This window comes from Klebsiella sp. K5-204, from assembly GCF_030128585.1.
Taxonomy (GTDB): Bacteria; Pseudomonadota; Gammaproteobacteria; order Enterobacterales; family Enterobacteriaceae; genus Klebsiella; species Klebsiella quasipneumoniae.
In genome coordinates, this window is sequence record NZ_JAKUZS010000003.1 from 349,709 (window position 1) to 364,301 (window position 14,593).

10 protein-coding genes are annotated in these 14,593 nt (G+C 57.0%); 8 read left to right on the plus strand and 2 right to left on the minus strand.

Features of this window, described 5'->3' with window-relative positions; all coding sequences use genetic code 11:
• The first annotated feature begins 109 nt into the window (after positions 1–109).
• From rlmD to eno, 5 genes are all read left to right on the plus strand, one after another.
• Entirely contained in the window at positions 110–1,414 is a 1,305-nt protein-coding gene (rlmD, locus tag MKR05_RS10405; RefSeq protein ID WP_248569148.1) for a 23S rRNA (uracil(1939)-C(5))-methyltransferase RlmD, read from the plus strand.
• 121 nt (positions 1,415–1,535) lie between these two features.
• Positions 1,536–3,773 (plus strand): GTP diphosphokinase, encoded by a 2,238-nt coding sequence (gene relA, locus MKR05_RS10410; protein ID WP_023290829.1) that lies wholly within the window; start codon positions 1,536–1,538, stop codon positions 3,771–3,773.
• Between the two features lie 111 nt (positions 3,774–3,884).
• Complete coding sequence (gene mazG / locus MKR05_RS10415; RefSeq protein ID WP_032453910.1) at positions 3,885–4,676, plus strand: nucleoside triphosphate pyrophosphohydrolase; 792 nt, start codon at positions 3,885–3,887, stop codon at positions 4,674–4,676.
• 280 nt (positions 4,677–4,956) lie between these two features.
• A complete protein-coding gene (gene pyrG, locus MKR05_RS10420; protein WP_023290827.1) occupies positions 4,957–6,594 on the plus strand; it encodes a glutamine hydrolyzing CTP synthase in 1,638 nt (545 codons plus the stop codon).
• An 81-nt stretch (positions 6,595–6,675) separates the two neighbouring features.
• Complete coding sequence (eno, locus tag MKR05_RS10425; protein WP_002915213.1) at positions 6,676–7,974, plus strand: phosphopyruvate hydratase; 1,299 nt, start codon at positions 6,676–6,678, stop codon at positions 7,972–7,974.
• 63 nt (positions 7,975–8,037) lie between these two features.
• Here the strand turns inward: eno and MKR05_RS10430 are convergent, their stop codons facing one another.
• The gene (locus MKR05_RS10430; RefSeq protein WP_023290826.1) at positions 8,038–9,147 is read right to left on the minus strand and encodes an SDR family oxidoreductase; all 1,110 of its coding nucleotides are present in this window, start codon (positions 9,145–9,147) and stop codon (positions 8,038–8,040) included.
• Between the two features lie 478 nt (positions 9,148–9,625).
• Between MKR05_RS10430 and queE the strand changes: the two genes are divergently transcribed.
• On the plus strand, positions 9,626–10,297 hold the full coding sequence (gene queE / locus MKR05_RS10435; RefSeq protein ID WP_023290825.1) for a 7-carboxy-7-deazaguanine synthase QueE: 672 nt from the start codon (positions 9,626–9,628) through the stop codon (positions 10,295–10,297).
• 40 nt (positions 10,298–10,337) lie between these two features.
• On the opposite strand, the gene queD is transcribed toward queE, so the two are convergent.
• The gene (gene queD / locus MKR05_RS10440) at positions 10,338–10,703 is read right to left on the minus strand and encodes a 6-carboxytetrahydropterin synthase QueD (protein WP_004174641.1); all 366 of its coding nucleotides are present in this window, start codon (positions 10,701–10,703) and stop codon (positions 10,338–10,340) included.
• Positions 10,704–11,019: 316 nt separating this feature from the next.
• Here queD and cysJ point away from each other — a divergent pair, with 316 nt between their 5' ends.
• Both cysJ and cysI read left to right on the plus strand, forming a co-directional pair.
• Entirely contained in the window at positions 11,020–12,819 is a 1,800-nt protein-coding gene (cysJ, locus tag MKR05_RS10445; RefSeq protein WP_048298136.1) for an NADPH-dependent assimilatory sulfite reductase flavoprotein subunit, read from the plus strand.
• Complete coding sequence (gene cysI / locus MKR05_RS10450; RefSeq protein WP_004205585.1) at positions 12,819–14,531, plus strand: assimilatory sulfite reductase (NADPH) hemoprotein subunit; 1,713 nt, start codon at positions 12,819–12,821, stop codon at positions 14,529–14,531. Before cysJ ends, cysI begins: the two co-directional genes overlap by 1 nt.
• Positions 14,532–14,593: the final 62 nt, after the last annotated feature.

Genomic DNA, 14,593 nt, shown 5'->3' on the forward strand with positions numbered 1-14,593 from the left:
GTTCCATTATGGGAGAATATAGACATCATCGTTCGGTGCGCGTCGGTGCGCCTCGCGGCGCTGCCGCTCTGAACGAGCTCGTTTTATTTGATTGAGACAACTCTCTACGATGGCGCAATTCTACTCTGCAAAACGGCGTGTGACGACGCGCCAGATCATAACCGTTACAGTCAACGACCTCGATCCCTTTGGCCAGGGCGTGGCCCGCCACCAGGGGAAAGCGCTGTTCGTCGGCGGCGTGCTGCCGCAGGAGCAGGCAGAGGTGGTGCTGGTGGAAGACAAAAAGCAGTACGCCCGCGCCCAGGTGAAACGCCGTCTGACCGACAGCCCGCAGCGCCAGGCGCCGCGCTGCCCTCATTTTGGCGTTTGCGGCGGCTGCCAACAGCAGCATGCCAGCATCACGCTTCAGCAGCAAAGTAAACGCGCCGCGCTGGCGCGCCTGATGAAGCGCGAGGTGGATGAGATCATCGCCGGCGAGCCGTGGGGCTATCGCCGGCGCGCGCGCTTAAGCTTGAATTATCAGCCAAAGACCCAACAATTGCAGATGGGTTTTCGTCAGGCCAGCGATAAAGCGATCGTCGATGTGGTGCAGTGCCCTGTTTTGGTGCCCCAACTTGAGGCGCTGCTGCCCGCCGTACGCGAGTGCTTAAGCGCGCTGAGCGCATTACGCCATCTTGGCCACGTCGAGCTGGTGCTGGCGGACAACGGCCCACTGATGGTGCTGCGCCATACCGCTGCGCTGCCGGCGGCTGACAGGGAAAAACTGGAACGTTTTTCGCAAACTCACGGTCTTTCCCTGTACCTCGCGCCGCAAAGCGAGATACTGGAACATATTCACGGCGAAGCGCCATGGTATACCTCAGACGGACTACGCTTAGTGTTCAGTCCGCGGGATTTTATCCAGGTCAACGACGGCGTGAATCAGCAGATGGTGCGTACCGCGCTGGCGTGGCTGGATCTGCAGCCGGAGGACCGGGTGCTGGATCTGTTCTGCGGGATGGGCAATTTTACCCTGCCGCTGGCGACTCGCGCCGCCCACGTGGTTGGGGTGGAAGGGGTGCCGGCGCTGGTGGAGAAGGGGCGGGAAAACGCCGCCCTCAATAGTTTATCAAATGTCACCTTCTTCCATGAAAATCTGGAAGAGTATGTCACCCGCCAGGCCTGGGCGAAGCATGGCTTTGATAAAGTGCTGCTGGACCCGGCCCGCGCCGGCGCGCCGGGCGTGATGCCGCATATTATAAAACTGGCGCCGCGGCGGGTGGTGTATGTTTCCTGCAACCCGGCGACGCTGGCGCGAGACAGCGAAACCCTGTTGCAGGCTGGATATCAGATTCAACGCCTGGCGATGCTGGATATGTTCCCGCATACCGGTCATCTGGAATCAATGGTGTTGTTTGAGCGCAGGCTTACATAAGGTCATTCACAACGTCGCAGAAGAGCCGCCCCGGCCATCAATGCTGACGCGACCTGCAGGATGACATGTAGAAAGTTGAGGCTTGCCGACTTCGGCAGGCCGGTCCCTTAAGGAGAGGACAATGGTTGCGGTAAGAAGTGCACATCTTAATAAAGCTGGTGAATTTGACCCGAAGAAATGGATCGCGAGTCTGGGGATTTCCAGCCAGCAGTCGTGTGAGCGCTTAGCCGAAACCTGGGATTATTGTCGCGAAAAAACGCAAGGACACCCGCTGGCGGACCTGCTGCTGTGGCGGGGCGTCGAAATGGTGGAGATCCTCTCCACCCTGAGTATGGATATCGATACCCTGCGCGCGGCGCTGTTGTTCCCGCTGGCCGACGGCGAAGTCGTCAGCGAAGAGGTCATGCAGGAAAGCGTGGGTAAATCGGTCGTGACCCTGATTCATGGGGTACGGGACATGGCCGCCATCCGTCAGCTGAAAGCCACTCATACCGACTCGGTATCTTCCGAGCAGGTGGATAACATTCGCCGCATGCTGCTGGCGATGGTTGACGATTTCCGCTGCGTGGTTATCAAGCTTGCCGAACGTATCGCGCATCTGCGCGAGGTCAAGGACGCGCCGGAAGATGAGCGGGTGCTGGCGGCGAAAGAGTGCACCAATATCTATGCTCCCCTGGCTAACCGCTTAGGTATCGGCCAGCTGAAGTGGGAGCTGGAAGATTACTGCTTCCGCTACCTGCACCCGGCAGAGTACAAGCGCATTGCCAAACTGCTCCACGAACGCCGTATCGACCGCGAGCATTATATCGACGAGTTCGTCGGCCACCTGCGGGCAGAAATGAAAGCCGAAGGGGTCAAGGCCGAGGTCTATGGTCGGCCGAAGCATATCTACAGCATCTGGCGCAAAATGCAGAAAAAACACCTCGCCTTTGACGAGCTGTTTGACGTACGCGCGGTGCGCATCGTGGCCGAGCGGTTGCAGGATTGTTATGCCGCGCTGGGGATCGTTCATACCCACTACCGTCACCTGCCGGATGAGTTCGATGACTATGTGGCCAACCCGAAACCCAACGGCTACCAGTCTATCCATACCGTGGTGCTGGGGCCGAGCGGCAAGACCGTGGAGATTCAAATCCGCACCCGGCAGATGCATGAAGACGCCGAGCTGGGCGTGGCCGCGCACTGGAAGTACAAAGAGGGCGCGGGAGCGGGGACCAGCGGCGGCCGCGGCTATGAGGACCGTATCGCCTGGCTGCGCAAGCTGATTGCCTGGCAGGAAGAGATGGCCGACTCCGGCGAAATGCTCGACGAAGTGCGCAGCCAGGTCTTTGACGACCGGGTGTATGTCTTTACGCCGAAAGGCGACGTGGTGGACCTGCCGGCGGGGTCGACGCCGCTCGATTTTGCCTACCATATACACAGCGACGTCGGTCATCGCTGCATCGGCGCCAAAATTGGCGGCCGCATCGTGCCGTTCACCTATCAGCTGCAGATGGGCGATCAGATCGAAATCATTACCCAGAAGCAGCCGAACCCGAGCCGCGACTGGCTCAACCCTAACCTCGGCTATGTCACCACCAGCCGCGGACGCTCCAAAATTCACGCCTGGTTCCGTAAGCAGGACCGCGACAAGAACATTCTTGCCGGCCGACAGATCCTTGACGACGAGCTGGAGCATCTGGGCATCAGCCTGAAGGATGCGGAAAAGCACCTGCTGCCGCGCTACAACTTCAACGAGCTCGATGAACTGCTGGCGGCCATCGGCGGCGGCGATATCCGTCTCAACCAGATGGTTAACTTCCTGCAGGCGCAGTTCAATAAACCGAGCGCCGCCGAGCAGGATGCGGCAGCGCTGAAGCAGTTGCAGCAGAAAACCTATGCTCCGCAGAACCGCACCAAGGACAATGGCCGGGTGGTGGTGGAAGGGGTTGGCAATCTGATGCACCATATTGCCCGCTGCTGCCAGCCGATCCCGGGCGATGAGATCGTCGGCTTTATCACCCAGGGGCGCGGGATTTCCGTGCATCGCGCCGACTGCGATCAGCTCGCTGAACTGCAGTCGCATGCCCCGGAGCGCATCGTCGATGCGGTATGGGGCGAAAGCTACTCGGCCGGATATTCGCTGGTGGTCAGGGTGGAGGCGAACGATCGCAGCGGGTTACTGCGCGATATCACCACCATCCTCGCCAATGAGAAGGTGAACGTGCTGGGCGTTGCCAGCCGCAGCGATACCCGTCAGCAGCTGGCCACCATCGATATGACCATCGAGATTTACAACCTGCAGGTGCTGGGCCGGGTGCTCGGTAAGCTGAACCAGGTGCCTGATGTCATTGACGCGCGCCGTCTGCACGGCGGTTAATTCGTCTCCAGGCCGGATAAGGCGAAGCCGCCATCCGGCAATTTCGCCACGTCGGATAAGGTCGAAACGCCTTATCCGGCCGACTATTTTTTACAATTCCAGGATTGTCACATGACCCAAATCGACCGCTTGCTCGGCATCATGCGCCGCCTGCGCGACCCGGAAAACGGCTGCCCGTGGGATAAAGAGCAGACCTTTGCCACCATCGCTCCCTATACCCTCGAAGAAACCTATGAAGTGCTGGACGCCATTTCGCGAGAGGATTTTGACGACCTGCGCGGTGAGCTGGGCGATCTGCTGTTCCAGGTGGTGTTCTATGCGCAGATGGCGCAGGAAGAGGGACGTTTTAACTTTGACGATATCTGCGCCGCCATCAGCGACAAGCTGGAGCGCCGCCATCCCCATATCTTCGCTGATGCCACTGCGGGAAACAGCAGCGAAGTCCTGGCCCGCTGGGAGCAGATCAAAAGCGCGGAGCGGGCGGAAAAAGCCCAGCACTCAGCGCTGGACGACATTCCGCATAGCCTGCCGGCGCTGATGCGCGCGCATAAAATCCAGCGTCGCTGCTCGGCGGTCGGTTTTGACTGGACCTCGCTGGGCCCGGTGCTCGACAAGGTGCATGAAGAAATTGATGAAGTGATGCATGAAGCGCAGCAGGCGGTGGTGGATGAAGCGAAACTGGAAGAGGAAGTGGGCGATCTGCTGTTCGCCACGGTGAATTTATCCCGCCATTTAGGGGTCAAAGCCGAGGTGGCGCTGCAGAAGGCGAACCTCAAATTCGAGCGCCGCTTCCGCGAAGTCGAGCGCATTGTCGCTGCCCGCGGCCTGGAAATGACCGGCGTCGACCTCGATACCATGGAAGAAGTATGGCAACAGGTAAAACGCCAGGAAACTGATCTCTAACGAGTTTTCGTGATCAAGCGCGATTTGTGTGATTTTATAAATAACAAGCGCTTGATTTACGTCAAAAACATTTCGCCAAAAGCGTCTATTTTCTCTTTCCGTTATGTCGTTGAAACACCATGTAGCCTGCCTCTTCGAGTTGTTCGGGTCGCAACACAGGTGCAACTTGAAGAACGAAGGGGAGGGGAAGAATGAAAGTTTGTGGCGTCACGCATGTTCGGGTATACTACTTTCCCGTCCTGGTTATTCCATCGTTTTACCCTAACTTCTCAGGTTCAGCATGACAACGAACTATATTTTTGTGACCGGCGGGGTCGTATCCTCTCTGGGTAAAGGCATTGCCGCAGCCTCCCTGGCAGCCATTCTTGAAGCCCGTGGTCTCAACGTGACCATCATGAAACTGGATCCGTATATCAACGTCGATCCGGGCACCATGAGCCCAATCCAGCATGGGGAAGTGTTCGTTACTGAAGACGGCGCAGAAACCGATCTGGACCTGGGCCACTACGAGCGTTTCATCCGTACCAAGATGACTCGCCGCAACAACTTCACCACCGGCCGTATCTACTCTGACGTGCTGCGCAAAGAGCGCCGTGGCGACTACCTGGGCGCGACCGTTCAGGTTATCCCGCACATCACCAACGCTATCAAAGAGCGTGTGCTGGCGGGCGGCGAAGGCCATGACGTGGTGCTGGTGGAGATTGGCGGTACCGTCGGCGATATCGAATCCCTGCCGTTCCTCGAAGCCATTCGTCAGATGGCGGTAGAGATTGGCCGCGAGCATACCCTGTTTATGCACCTGACTCTGGTGCCGTACATGGCCGCCGCGGGCGAAGTCAAAACCAAACCGACTCAGCACTCCGTGAAAGAGCTGCTCTCCATCGGTATTCAGCCTGACATCCTGATCTGCCGCTCCGATCGCGCTGTTCCGGCCAACGAACGGGCGAAAATTGCTTTGTTCTGTAACGTTCCGGAAAAGGCTGTTATTTCTCTGAAAGACGTCGATTCCATTTATAAAATTCCAGGCCTGTTGAAATCTCAGGGGCTGGACGATTATATTTGTAAACGATTCAGCTTAACTTGTCCGGAAGCAAACCTGGCCGAATGGGAACAGGTAATCTATGAAGAAGCCAATCCGGCAGGCGAAGTCACCATCGGTATGGTCGGTAAGTACATTGAACTGCCGGACGCCTACAAGTCGGTGATTGAAGCGCTGAAACACGGTGGTCTGAAAAACCGCGTTACCGTCAACATCAAGCTGATCGATTCGCAGGATGTGGAAACGCGCGGCGTCGAAATCCTCAAGGATTTAGATGCTATCCTTATCCCGGGCGGCTTCGGCTACCGCGGTGTGGAAGGTAAGATCGCCACCGCGCGCTATGCGCGTGAGAACAATATTCCTTATCTGGGCATTTGCCTGGGTATGCAGGTTGCGCTGATTGAGTTCGCGCGCAACGTAGCGGGTATGGAAAACGCCAACTCGACGGAATTTGTGCCAGACTGTAAATACCCGGTTGTGGCCCTGATTACCGAATGGCGTGACGAAGATGGCAACGTCGAAGTCCGCTCCGAGAAGAGCGATCTGGGCGGCACCATGCGCCTGGGCGCGCAGCAGTGCCAGCTGGATGATGATTCTCTGGTACGCCAGCTGTACGGCGAGCCGACCATCACCGAGCGCCATCGTCACCGCTACGAAGTCAACAACATGTTGTTGAAACCGATTGAAGCTGCCGGTCTGCGCGTTGCGGGCCGTTCCGGGGATGATCAGTTGGTCGAGATCATCGAAGTGCCGAACCATCCGTGGTTTGTGGCCTGCCAGTTCCACCCGGAGTTTACTTCGACGCCGCGTGATGGACACCCGCTGTTTGCCGGCTTTGTGAAAGCCGCCAGCGAGTACCAGAAACGCCAGGCGAAGTAAAAAGAGTTAGAACGGCAATGCACCCATCCGGGTGCATTGTTTGTCTGGAGTTTTAGTTTAACTTGTACTGAGGAAAACCTAATGTCCAAAATCGTTAAAGTCATCGGTCGTGAAATCATCGACTCCCGTGGTAACCCGACTGTTGAAGCCGAAGTACACCTGGAAGGTGGTTTCGTCGGTATGGCAGCTGCTCCGTCAGGTGCTTCTACTGGTTCCCGCGAAGCGCTGGAACTGCGCGATGGCGACAAATCCCGTTTCCTGGGTAAAGGCGTAACCAAAGCTGTTGCTGCGGTAAACGGCCCGATCGCTCAGGCAATCCTGGGCAAAGATGCCAAAGATCAGGCTGGCATCGACAAGATCATGATCGACCTGGACGGTACTGAAAACAAATCTAACTTCGGTGCGAACGCAATCCTGGCCGTTTCTCTGGCGAACGCCAAAGCAGCAGCTGCCTCCAAAGGCCTGCCGCTGTACGCGCACATCGCTGAACTGAACGGCACTCCGGGCAAATACTCCATGCCGGTTCCGATGATGAACATCATCAACGGCGGTGAGCACGCTGACAACAACGTCGACATCCAGGAATTCATGATTCAGCCGGTTGGCGCGCCGACCCTGAAAGAAGCAGTACGCATGGGTTCTGAAGTGTTCCATCACCTGGCGAAAGTGCTGAAGTCCAAAGGCATGAACACTGCCGTTGGTGACGAAGGCGGCTACGCGCCGAACCTGGGTTCCAACGCCGAAGCGCTGGCTGTTATCGCTGAAGCGGTTAAAGCTGCAGGCTACGAGCTGGGCAAAGACATCACCCTGGCGATGGACTGCGCTGCGTCTGAATTCTACAAAGACGGTAAATACGTTCTGGCCGGCGAAGGCAACAAAGCGTTCACCTCTGAAGAGTTCACTCACTTCCTGGAAGAGCTGACCAAACAGTACCCGATCGTCTCCATCGAAGATGGCCTGGACGAATCTGACTGGGAAGGTTTCGCTTACCAGACCAAAGTACTGGGCGACAAAATCCAGCTGGTTGGTGACGACCTGTTCGTAACCAACACCAAGATCCTGAAAGAAGGCATCGAAAAAGGCATCGCTAACTCCATCCTGATCAAATTCAACCAGATCGGTTCTCTGACCGAAACTCTGGCGGCTATCAAGATGGCGAAAGACGCTGGCTACACCGCTGTCATCTCTCACCGTTCTGGCGAAACTGAAGACGCGACCATTGCCGACCTGGCTGTGGGTACCGCTGCAGGCCAGATCAAAACTGGTTCTATGAGCCGTTCTGACCGCGTTGCTAAATACAACCAGCTGATTCGTATCGAAGAAGCGCTGGGTGAGCAAGCGCCGTTCAACGGTCGTAAAGAGATCAAAGGCCAGGCTTAATCCTGTCTTTGTGAAATAAGCATGCCAGCCTTCGGGCTGGCATTTTTTTTATGCCTGCGGCCATTATTTAAAATCGACGGCCATTTGCTGAGGGATCGACAGCCCGCGAGTGGTTTCCACGCAGCGGTCGATGTAATCGGTAAAGCGCGGCGGTTTTGGCATCCCCATGCTCAGCAGCTTGTCGTTGCTAAAGCGCACGTTCAGCGTGGCGAACGCGCCATATAAGCGCATCGCTTTCAGCATCAGTCGCTCATTGCACGGCCCAAAAATTCCTTTCAGTTCGCGACGCATTTTGACCAGCGTTTCATAGCTCACCTGGGCGTACTTGTCTCCCACCGGCGCCTGCTCCAGCGCCAGGGCCATCGCCCGGTCGATTTCGGCAAACTTCACGCTGTTCTCCTCGCCGGCAGAGATATGCACCACCTCACCGCGGGCCAGCGGCTGGTTAAGCAGCATCAGCAGGGCATCGGCGCAGTAGTCCACCGGAATAACATCGATCCGATCCTCCATCGCGCACATAAATTTCTGCAGCATCAGCCCCATGCTGAACACCCAGAAAATACTGCTGGAAGGCCGGCAGCCATGATGGGTATGGCCCACCACAATAGAAGGGCGGGCAATGACCAGCGGTAGCGTAGGGCAGTGCTGCTGCATCAGTTGCTCGATGGCCGATTTCGAGTGGGTATATTCCACCAGATGCTCGGCGCGCTGCCGAAACTCCGCGCTCTCGGCGACCAGCGAATCCGGCTCTGGTGAGCAGGACATTGCGGTGCCGACGTGCAGAAAACGCTGCAGACCCGCCACCTGCGCCATCCGTTGCGCCAGACGCAGCGTACCCGCAACGTTAACCTTCCAGATGAGCGGGTTGCTGCCAAATGAGGCGACAGCGGCGCAGTTGAGGACATGGGTAACTTGCTCAAGCCGCGGGTCGTTAAGAAAATGCTCCGGAGAGGCGAGATCGCCCAGCAGGATCTGCTGCGGGCGCAGCATCGCCAGTTTCTCCTCGGCGATGTTGAACTTACGCATGTTCTCCTTGACCCGCTCCAGGCCTGCGTCGGGACTGTCGGCACGCACCAGCAGCAGCAGATCTAACTGGCTATCCTGATGGAGTATTTTCTCTAACGCCGCGCCGCCCAGAAAACCGGTGACGCCGGTAATGAATAATGTGGTCATAAACGCTATCTCATTATGGTTGGTCTGCGGAATTCTAGGAGGGACAAAGTAAACGACGATTAAATAAAAAATGGCGGGCAACAGGACTTTATTAAGAGGGGCTTAAGCTTATTTTCGGCGGTGGATTGGATTCGACTCTCAGACCAGATAAATAATTCACTCTTTCATGTATCAGTTTGTACAATGCTGTATTTAAAAGTGTTTTTGTTTTTATGCTGACGTTTTACATGTTCTGGTTTATAACGCGAAAAACATCTTCTGTTACATCTTTCTTTACGGTGGCATGGCGCGCCGTTTATTTTAATCCTTACCACACTAATGAAATAAACGAAAACAGAGGCATGCTTTTAATTAACAATGAATAACCTCCGGGGAGAGAAAGCGACGCCGTGAGGGAAAAAACGATCGCAGCGCAGGACAAGACCTGGACAGTGAAATCTGCGATAATAAGCGTTTATCACCCTAAACAGAGATGACTATGCAGTACCCGATTAACGAGATGTTCCAGACCCTGCAAGGCGAGGGTTACTTCACCGGCGTGCCTGCCATTTTTATTCGTCTGCAGGGATGCCCGGTAGGATGCGCGTGGTGTGACACCAAGCATACCTGGGACAAACTGGCCGATCGGGAAGTGTCGTTGTTCAGCATCCTGGCGAAAACCAAAGAGAGCGATAAGTGGGGGCCGGCAAGCAGTGAAGATCTGCTGGCGATTATCGGTCGTCAGGGGTGGACTGCCCGCCACGTGGTCATTACCGGCGGTGAGCCCTGCATTCATGATTTAACGCCGTTAACCTCGCTGCTGGAGCAAAACGGCTTTAGCTGCCAGATTGAAACCAGCGGCACTCACGAAGTTCGCTGTACGCCTCATACCTGGGTGACGGTATCGCCGAAGGTGAATATGCGCGGCGGGTATGACGTGCTGTCTCAGGCCCTGCAGCGGGCGGATGAGATCAAACATCCGGTAGGGCGCGTCCGCGACATCGAAGCGCTGGACGAGCTGCTGGAAACGCTGAGCGATGACAAACCGCGGATCATCGCCCTGCAGCCAATCAGCCAGAAAGAAGACGCGACGCGCCTGTGTATCGACACCTGCATCGCCCGTAACTGGCGCCTGTCCATGCAGACACATAAATATCTGAATATCGCCTGATAAAAAAGCCCGGCAGCGTACTGACCGGGCTTTTTTTCGCTTACTCGCCGCGATAGACGCAGCCGGCGGTGCAGGTCTCTTTCACCATCACCGCGCTCAGCAGCGGTACCCGCGGTTTCATCTCATCCCAGATCCATTTGGCCAGCACTTCGCTGGTAGGGTTTTCCAGACCGGGGATATCGTTCAGATAATAGTGGTCCAGGCGATCGTAGGTCGGCTTGAAGGCGGCCTTCAGCTCGGCAAAATCCATGATCCACCCGGTATGGGGATCGACTTCACCGGTTATCTCCAGACGCACCATAAAGGAGTGGCCATGCAGGCGACCGCATTTGTGTCCTTCCGGGACGTGCGGCAGGTGGTGGGCGGCTTCGAAGGTGAAATCTTTAAACAGCGTGGTGGACATCATTGACTCTCAACAGGACGAAAAAAACCGCCGTAGGGTACCGGAAAGTACATTTTTTCGCATTAACTAAAACGGCCCTGAACAGAAAATCGACACATTTATCTGGGTTAAGTGAATTAAGTTGTGATATTTCAAATAGTTATTTAATCGATTTTGTTGTTAATAACTACAACTAAAACAGGTTAGTCCATTTGGTTATTTATTATTTCCATCCCTTCTTTAATTGTTACTATGCCCGCCGTTAACCTTCTATTCTCTTCTGTTTTTGTCGCGCTGACAGGGTGCGAATAACAGCTTTGCTTACTGGAACAAACGACGCATGACGACACAGGCCCCACCTTCCAACTTGCTGCCGCTCAACCCGGAGCAACTGGCGCGCCTTCAGGCGGCCACCACTGACTTCACGCCCACTCAGCTCGCCTGGGTGTCTGGCTATTTCTGGGGCGTGCTGAATCAGCAGTCCGGCGCGGCAGCCGCCGTTCCCGCCCCGGCCGCCGAGGTCCCGACGATCACGCTGATTTCCGCCTCGCAAACCGGCAACGCTCGCCGCGTCGCCGAAGCGCTGCGCGACGATCTGCTGGCGGCGAAGCTGAACGTGAAGCTGGTGAATGCAGGCGATTATAAATTCAAACAAATTGCTGCTGAAAAACTGCTGGTGGTCGTGACCTCCACCCAGGGGGAAGGTGAGCCGCCGGAAGAAGCGGTCGCATTGCATAAGTTCCTGTTCTCGAAGAAAGCGCCGAAGCTGGACGGGACCGCATTCGCCGTCTTTGGCCTCGGCGATACCTCTTATGAATTCTTCTGCCAGTCCGGCAAAGATTTCGACAGCAAGCTGGCCGAACTTGGCGCGGAACGCCTGCTCGATCGCGTCGACGCCGACGTTGAATATCAGGCCGCGGCCGCTGAATGGCGCGCGCGCGTCGTTGAGGTGCTGAAGGCCCGTGCGCCGGTCGCCGCGCCCGCTCAGCTGTCCGCCAGCGGCGCAGTGAACGACATTCACACCAGTCCCTACACCAAAGAGGCTCCGCTGACGGCGACCCTGTCGGTCAACCAGAAAATCACCGGCCGCGATTCAGAAAAAGATGTACGCCATATCGAAATTGACCTCGGTGATTCCGGTCTGCGCTATCAGCCGGGCGACGCCCTGGGCGTCTGGTATCAAAACGATCCTCAGCTGGTGAAAGAGCTGGTGGAGCTGCTGTGGCTGAAAGGCGACGAGCCGGTGACCGTCGAGGGCAAAACCCTGCCGCTGGCGGAAGCCCTGCAGTGGCATTTTGAGCTGACGGTTAATACCGCGACTATCGTCGAAAACTACGCCACCCTGACCCGCAGCGAATCGCTGCTGCCGCTGGTGGGCGATAAAGCTCAACTGCAGCAGTATGCCGCCGCGACGCCGATCGTCGATATGGTCCGTTTCTCCCCCGCGCAGCTGGACGCCGAGGCGTTAATCGGTCTGCTGCGCCCGCTGACGCCGCGTCTGTACTCTATTGCCTCCTCGCAGGCGGAAGTGGAGAGCGAAGTGCATGTCACCGTGGGCGTGGTGCGCTATGACATCGAAGGCCGCGCCCGGGCTGGCGGCGCCTCCAGCTTCCTCGCCGACCGCGTGGAAGAGGATGGCGAAGTCCGCGTCTTTATCGAGCACAACGACAACTTCCGTCTGCCAGCTAACCCGGAGACGTCGGTGATCATGATTGGCCCTGGCACCGGTATTGCGCCGTTCCGCGCCTTCATGCAGCAGCGCGCAGCGGACGGGGCGCCAGGTAAGAACTGGCTGTTCTTCGGCAACCCGCACTTCACCGAAGATTTCCTCTATCAGGTGGAGTGGCAGAGCTATGTGAAAGAGGGTCTGCTGACCCGTATCGATCTGGCCTGGTCCCGCGATCAACAACAAAAAATCTATGTGCAGGACAAACTGCGTGAGCAGGGGGCTGAGCTGTGGCGCTGGATCAATGATGGCGCCCACATTTATGTCTGCGGCGACGCCAATCGTATGGCGAAAGACGTGGAACAGACTTTACTGGAAGTGATTGCCGAATACGGCGCGATGGACGCCGAAGCGGCGGACGAATTTTTAAGTGAGCTGCGCGTTGAGCGCCGTTATCAGCGAGATGTCTACTAATGAGCGAAAAACATCCGGGGCCTTTAGTGGTCGAAGGTAAACTGACCGATGCCGAGCGTATGAAGCTCGAGAGCAACTACCTGCGCGGCACCATTGCGGAAGATTTAAACGACGGTCTGACCGGCGGTTTTAAAGGCGATAACTTCCTGCTGATCCGTTTCCACGGTATGTACCAGCAGGACGATCGCGATATCCGCGCGGAGCGCGCCGCTCAGAAGCTGGAGCCGCGTCATGCGATGCTCCTGCGCTGCCGTCTGCCGGGCGGGGTGATCACCACTACCCAGTGGAAGGCGATCGATAAGTTTGCCGCCGAGAACACCATTTACGGCAGTATTCGCCTGACCAACCGGCAGACTTTCCAGTTTCACGGCATTCTGAAAAAGAACGTCAAGCCGGTGCATCAGATGCTGCACTCGGTGGGGCTGGACGCGCTGGCCACCGCCAACGATATGAACCGTAACGTGCTGTGCACCTCCAACCCGTACGAATCGCAGCTGCACGCTGAGGCCTACGAGTGGGCGAAAAAGATCTCCGAGCATTTGCTGCCGCGCACCCGCGCCTATGCCGAGATCTGGCTGGATCAGAAAAAGGTCGCCACCACTGACGAAGAGCCGATCCTCGGTCAGACCTATCTGCCGCGTAAGTTTAAAACCACGGTGGTGATCCCGCCGCAGAACGATATCGATCTGCACGCCAACGACATGAACTTTGTGGCGATCGCCGAAAACGGCAAGCTGGTGGGCTTTAACCTGCTGGTGGGCGGCGGTCTTTCCATAGAACACGGTAACAAAAAAACCTACGCCCGCACGGCGAGCGAATTCGGTTATCTGCCGCTGGAGCATACTCTGGCGGTGGCGGAAGCGGTCGTGACTACCCAGCGCGACTGGGGTAACCGTACCGACCGTAAGAATGCGAAAACCAAGTACACCCTTGAGCGCGTTGGCGTCGAAACCTTTAAGGCGGAAGTGGAGCGCCGGGCAGGCATTAAGTTTGAGCCGATCCGCCCGTACGAATTCACCGGCCGCGGCGACCGCATCGGCTGGGTGAAGGGGATCGATGATAAATGGCACCTGACGCTGTTTATTGAAAACGGCCGCATTCTGGATTATCCGGGGCGCCCGCTGAAAACCGGTCTGCTGGAGATTGCTAAGATCCATCAGGGCGAATTCCGCATCACCGCCAATCAGAACCTGATCGTCGCCAGCGTACCGGAAGATCAGAAGGCGCGGATCGAGAAGCTGGCGCGGGATCATGGTCTGATGAATGCCGTCACCCCGCAGCGCGAAAACTCAATGGCCTGCGTCTCCTTCCCGACCTGCCCGCTGGCGATGGCGGAAGCCGAGCGTTTCCTGCCGTCGTTTATCGACAAGGTGGAAGGGGTGATGAGCAAGCATGGCGTGAGCGATGAGCATATCGTCACCCGCGTCACCGGCTGTCCGAACGGCTGCGGCCGCGCGATGCTGGCGGAAGTGGGGCTGGTGGGGAAAGCGCCAGGCCGCTATAACCTGCACATCGGCGGTAACCGCAGCGGCACCCGCATCCCGCGGATGTACCGTGAGAACATTACCGAGTCGGAAATTCTCGACTCGCTAGACCAACTGGTAGGGCGCTGGGCGAAAGAGCGCGAAGCGGGTGAAGGCTTCGGCGACTTTACGGTGCGTGCGGGCATCATTCGCCCGGTGCTCGATCCAGCCCGCGATTTCTGGGAGTAACATCCTGGTGCCCGGTGGCGCGTAGCGATCCGGGCCTGTAAAACCCGTAGGCCGGGCAATCG

Excerpts from the sequence above, each read along its gene's own strand:
- eno (WP_002915213.1), top strand. The coding sequence starts at position 6,676 with ATGTCCAAAATCGTTAAAGTCATCGGTCGTGAAATCATCGACTCCCGT.
- rlmD (WP_248569148.1), top strand. The coding sequence starts at position 110 with ATGGCGCAATTCTACTCTGCAAAACGGCGTGTGACGACGCGCCAGATC.
- relA (WP_023290829.1), top strand. The coding sequence starts at position 1,536 with ATGGTTGCGGTAAGAAGTGCACATCTTAATAAAGCTGGTGAATTTGAC.
- queD (WP_004174641.1), bottom strand. The coding sequence starts at position 10,703 with ATGATGTCCACCACGCTGTTTAAAGATTTCACCTTCGAAGCCGCCCAC.
- MKR05_RS10430 (WP_023290826.1), bottom strand. The coding sequence starts at position 9,147 with ATGACCACATTATTCATTACCGGCGTCACCGGTTTTCTGGGCGGCGCG.
- cysJ (WP_048298136.1), top strand. The coding sequence starts at position 11,020 with ATGACGACACAGGCCCCACCTTCCAACTTGCTGCCGCTCAACCCGGAG.
- pyrG (WP_023290827.1), top strand. The coding sequence starts at position 4,957 with ATGACAACGAACTATATTTTTGTGACCGGCGGGGTCGTATCCTCTCTG.
- mazG (WP_032453910.1), top strand. The coding sequence starts at position 3,885 with ATGACCCAAATCGACCGCTTGCTCGGCATCATGCGCCGCCTGCGCGAC.
- cysI (WP_004205585.1), top strand. The coding sequence starts at position 12,819 with ATGAGCGAAAAACATCCGGGGCCTTTAGTGGTCGAAGGTAAACTGACC.
- queE (WP_023290825.1), top strand. The coding sequence starts at position 9,626 with ATGCAGTACCCGATTAACGAGATGTTCCAGACCCTGCAAGGCGAGGGT.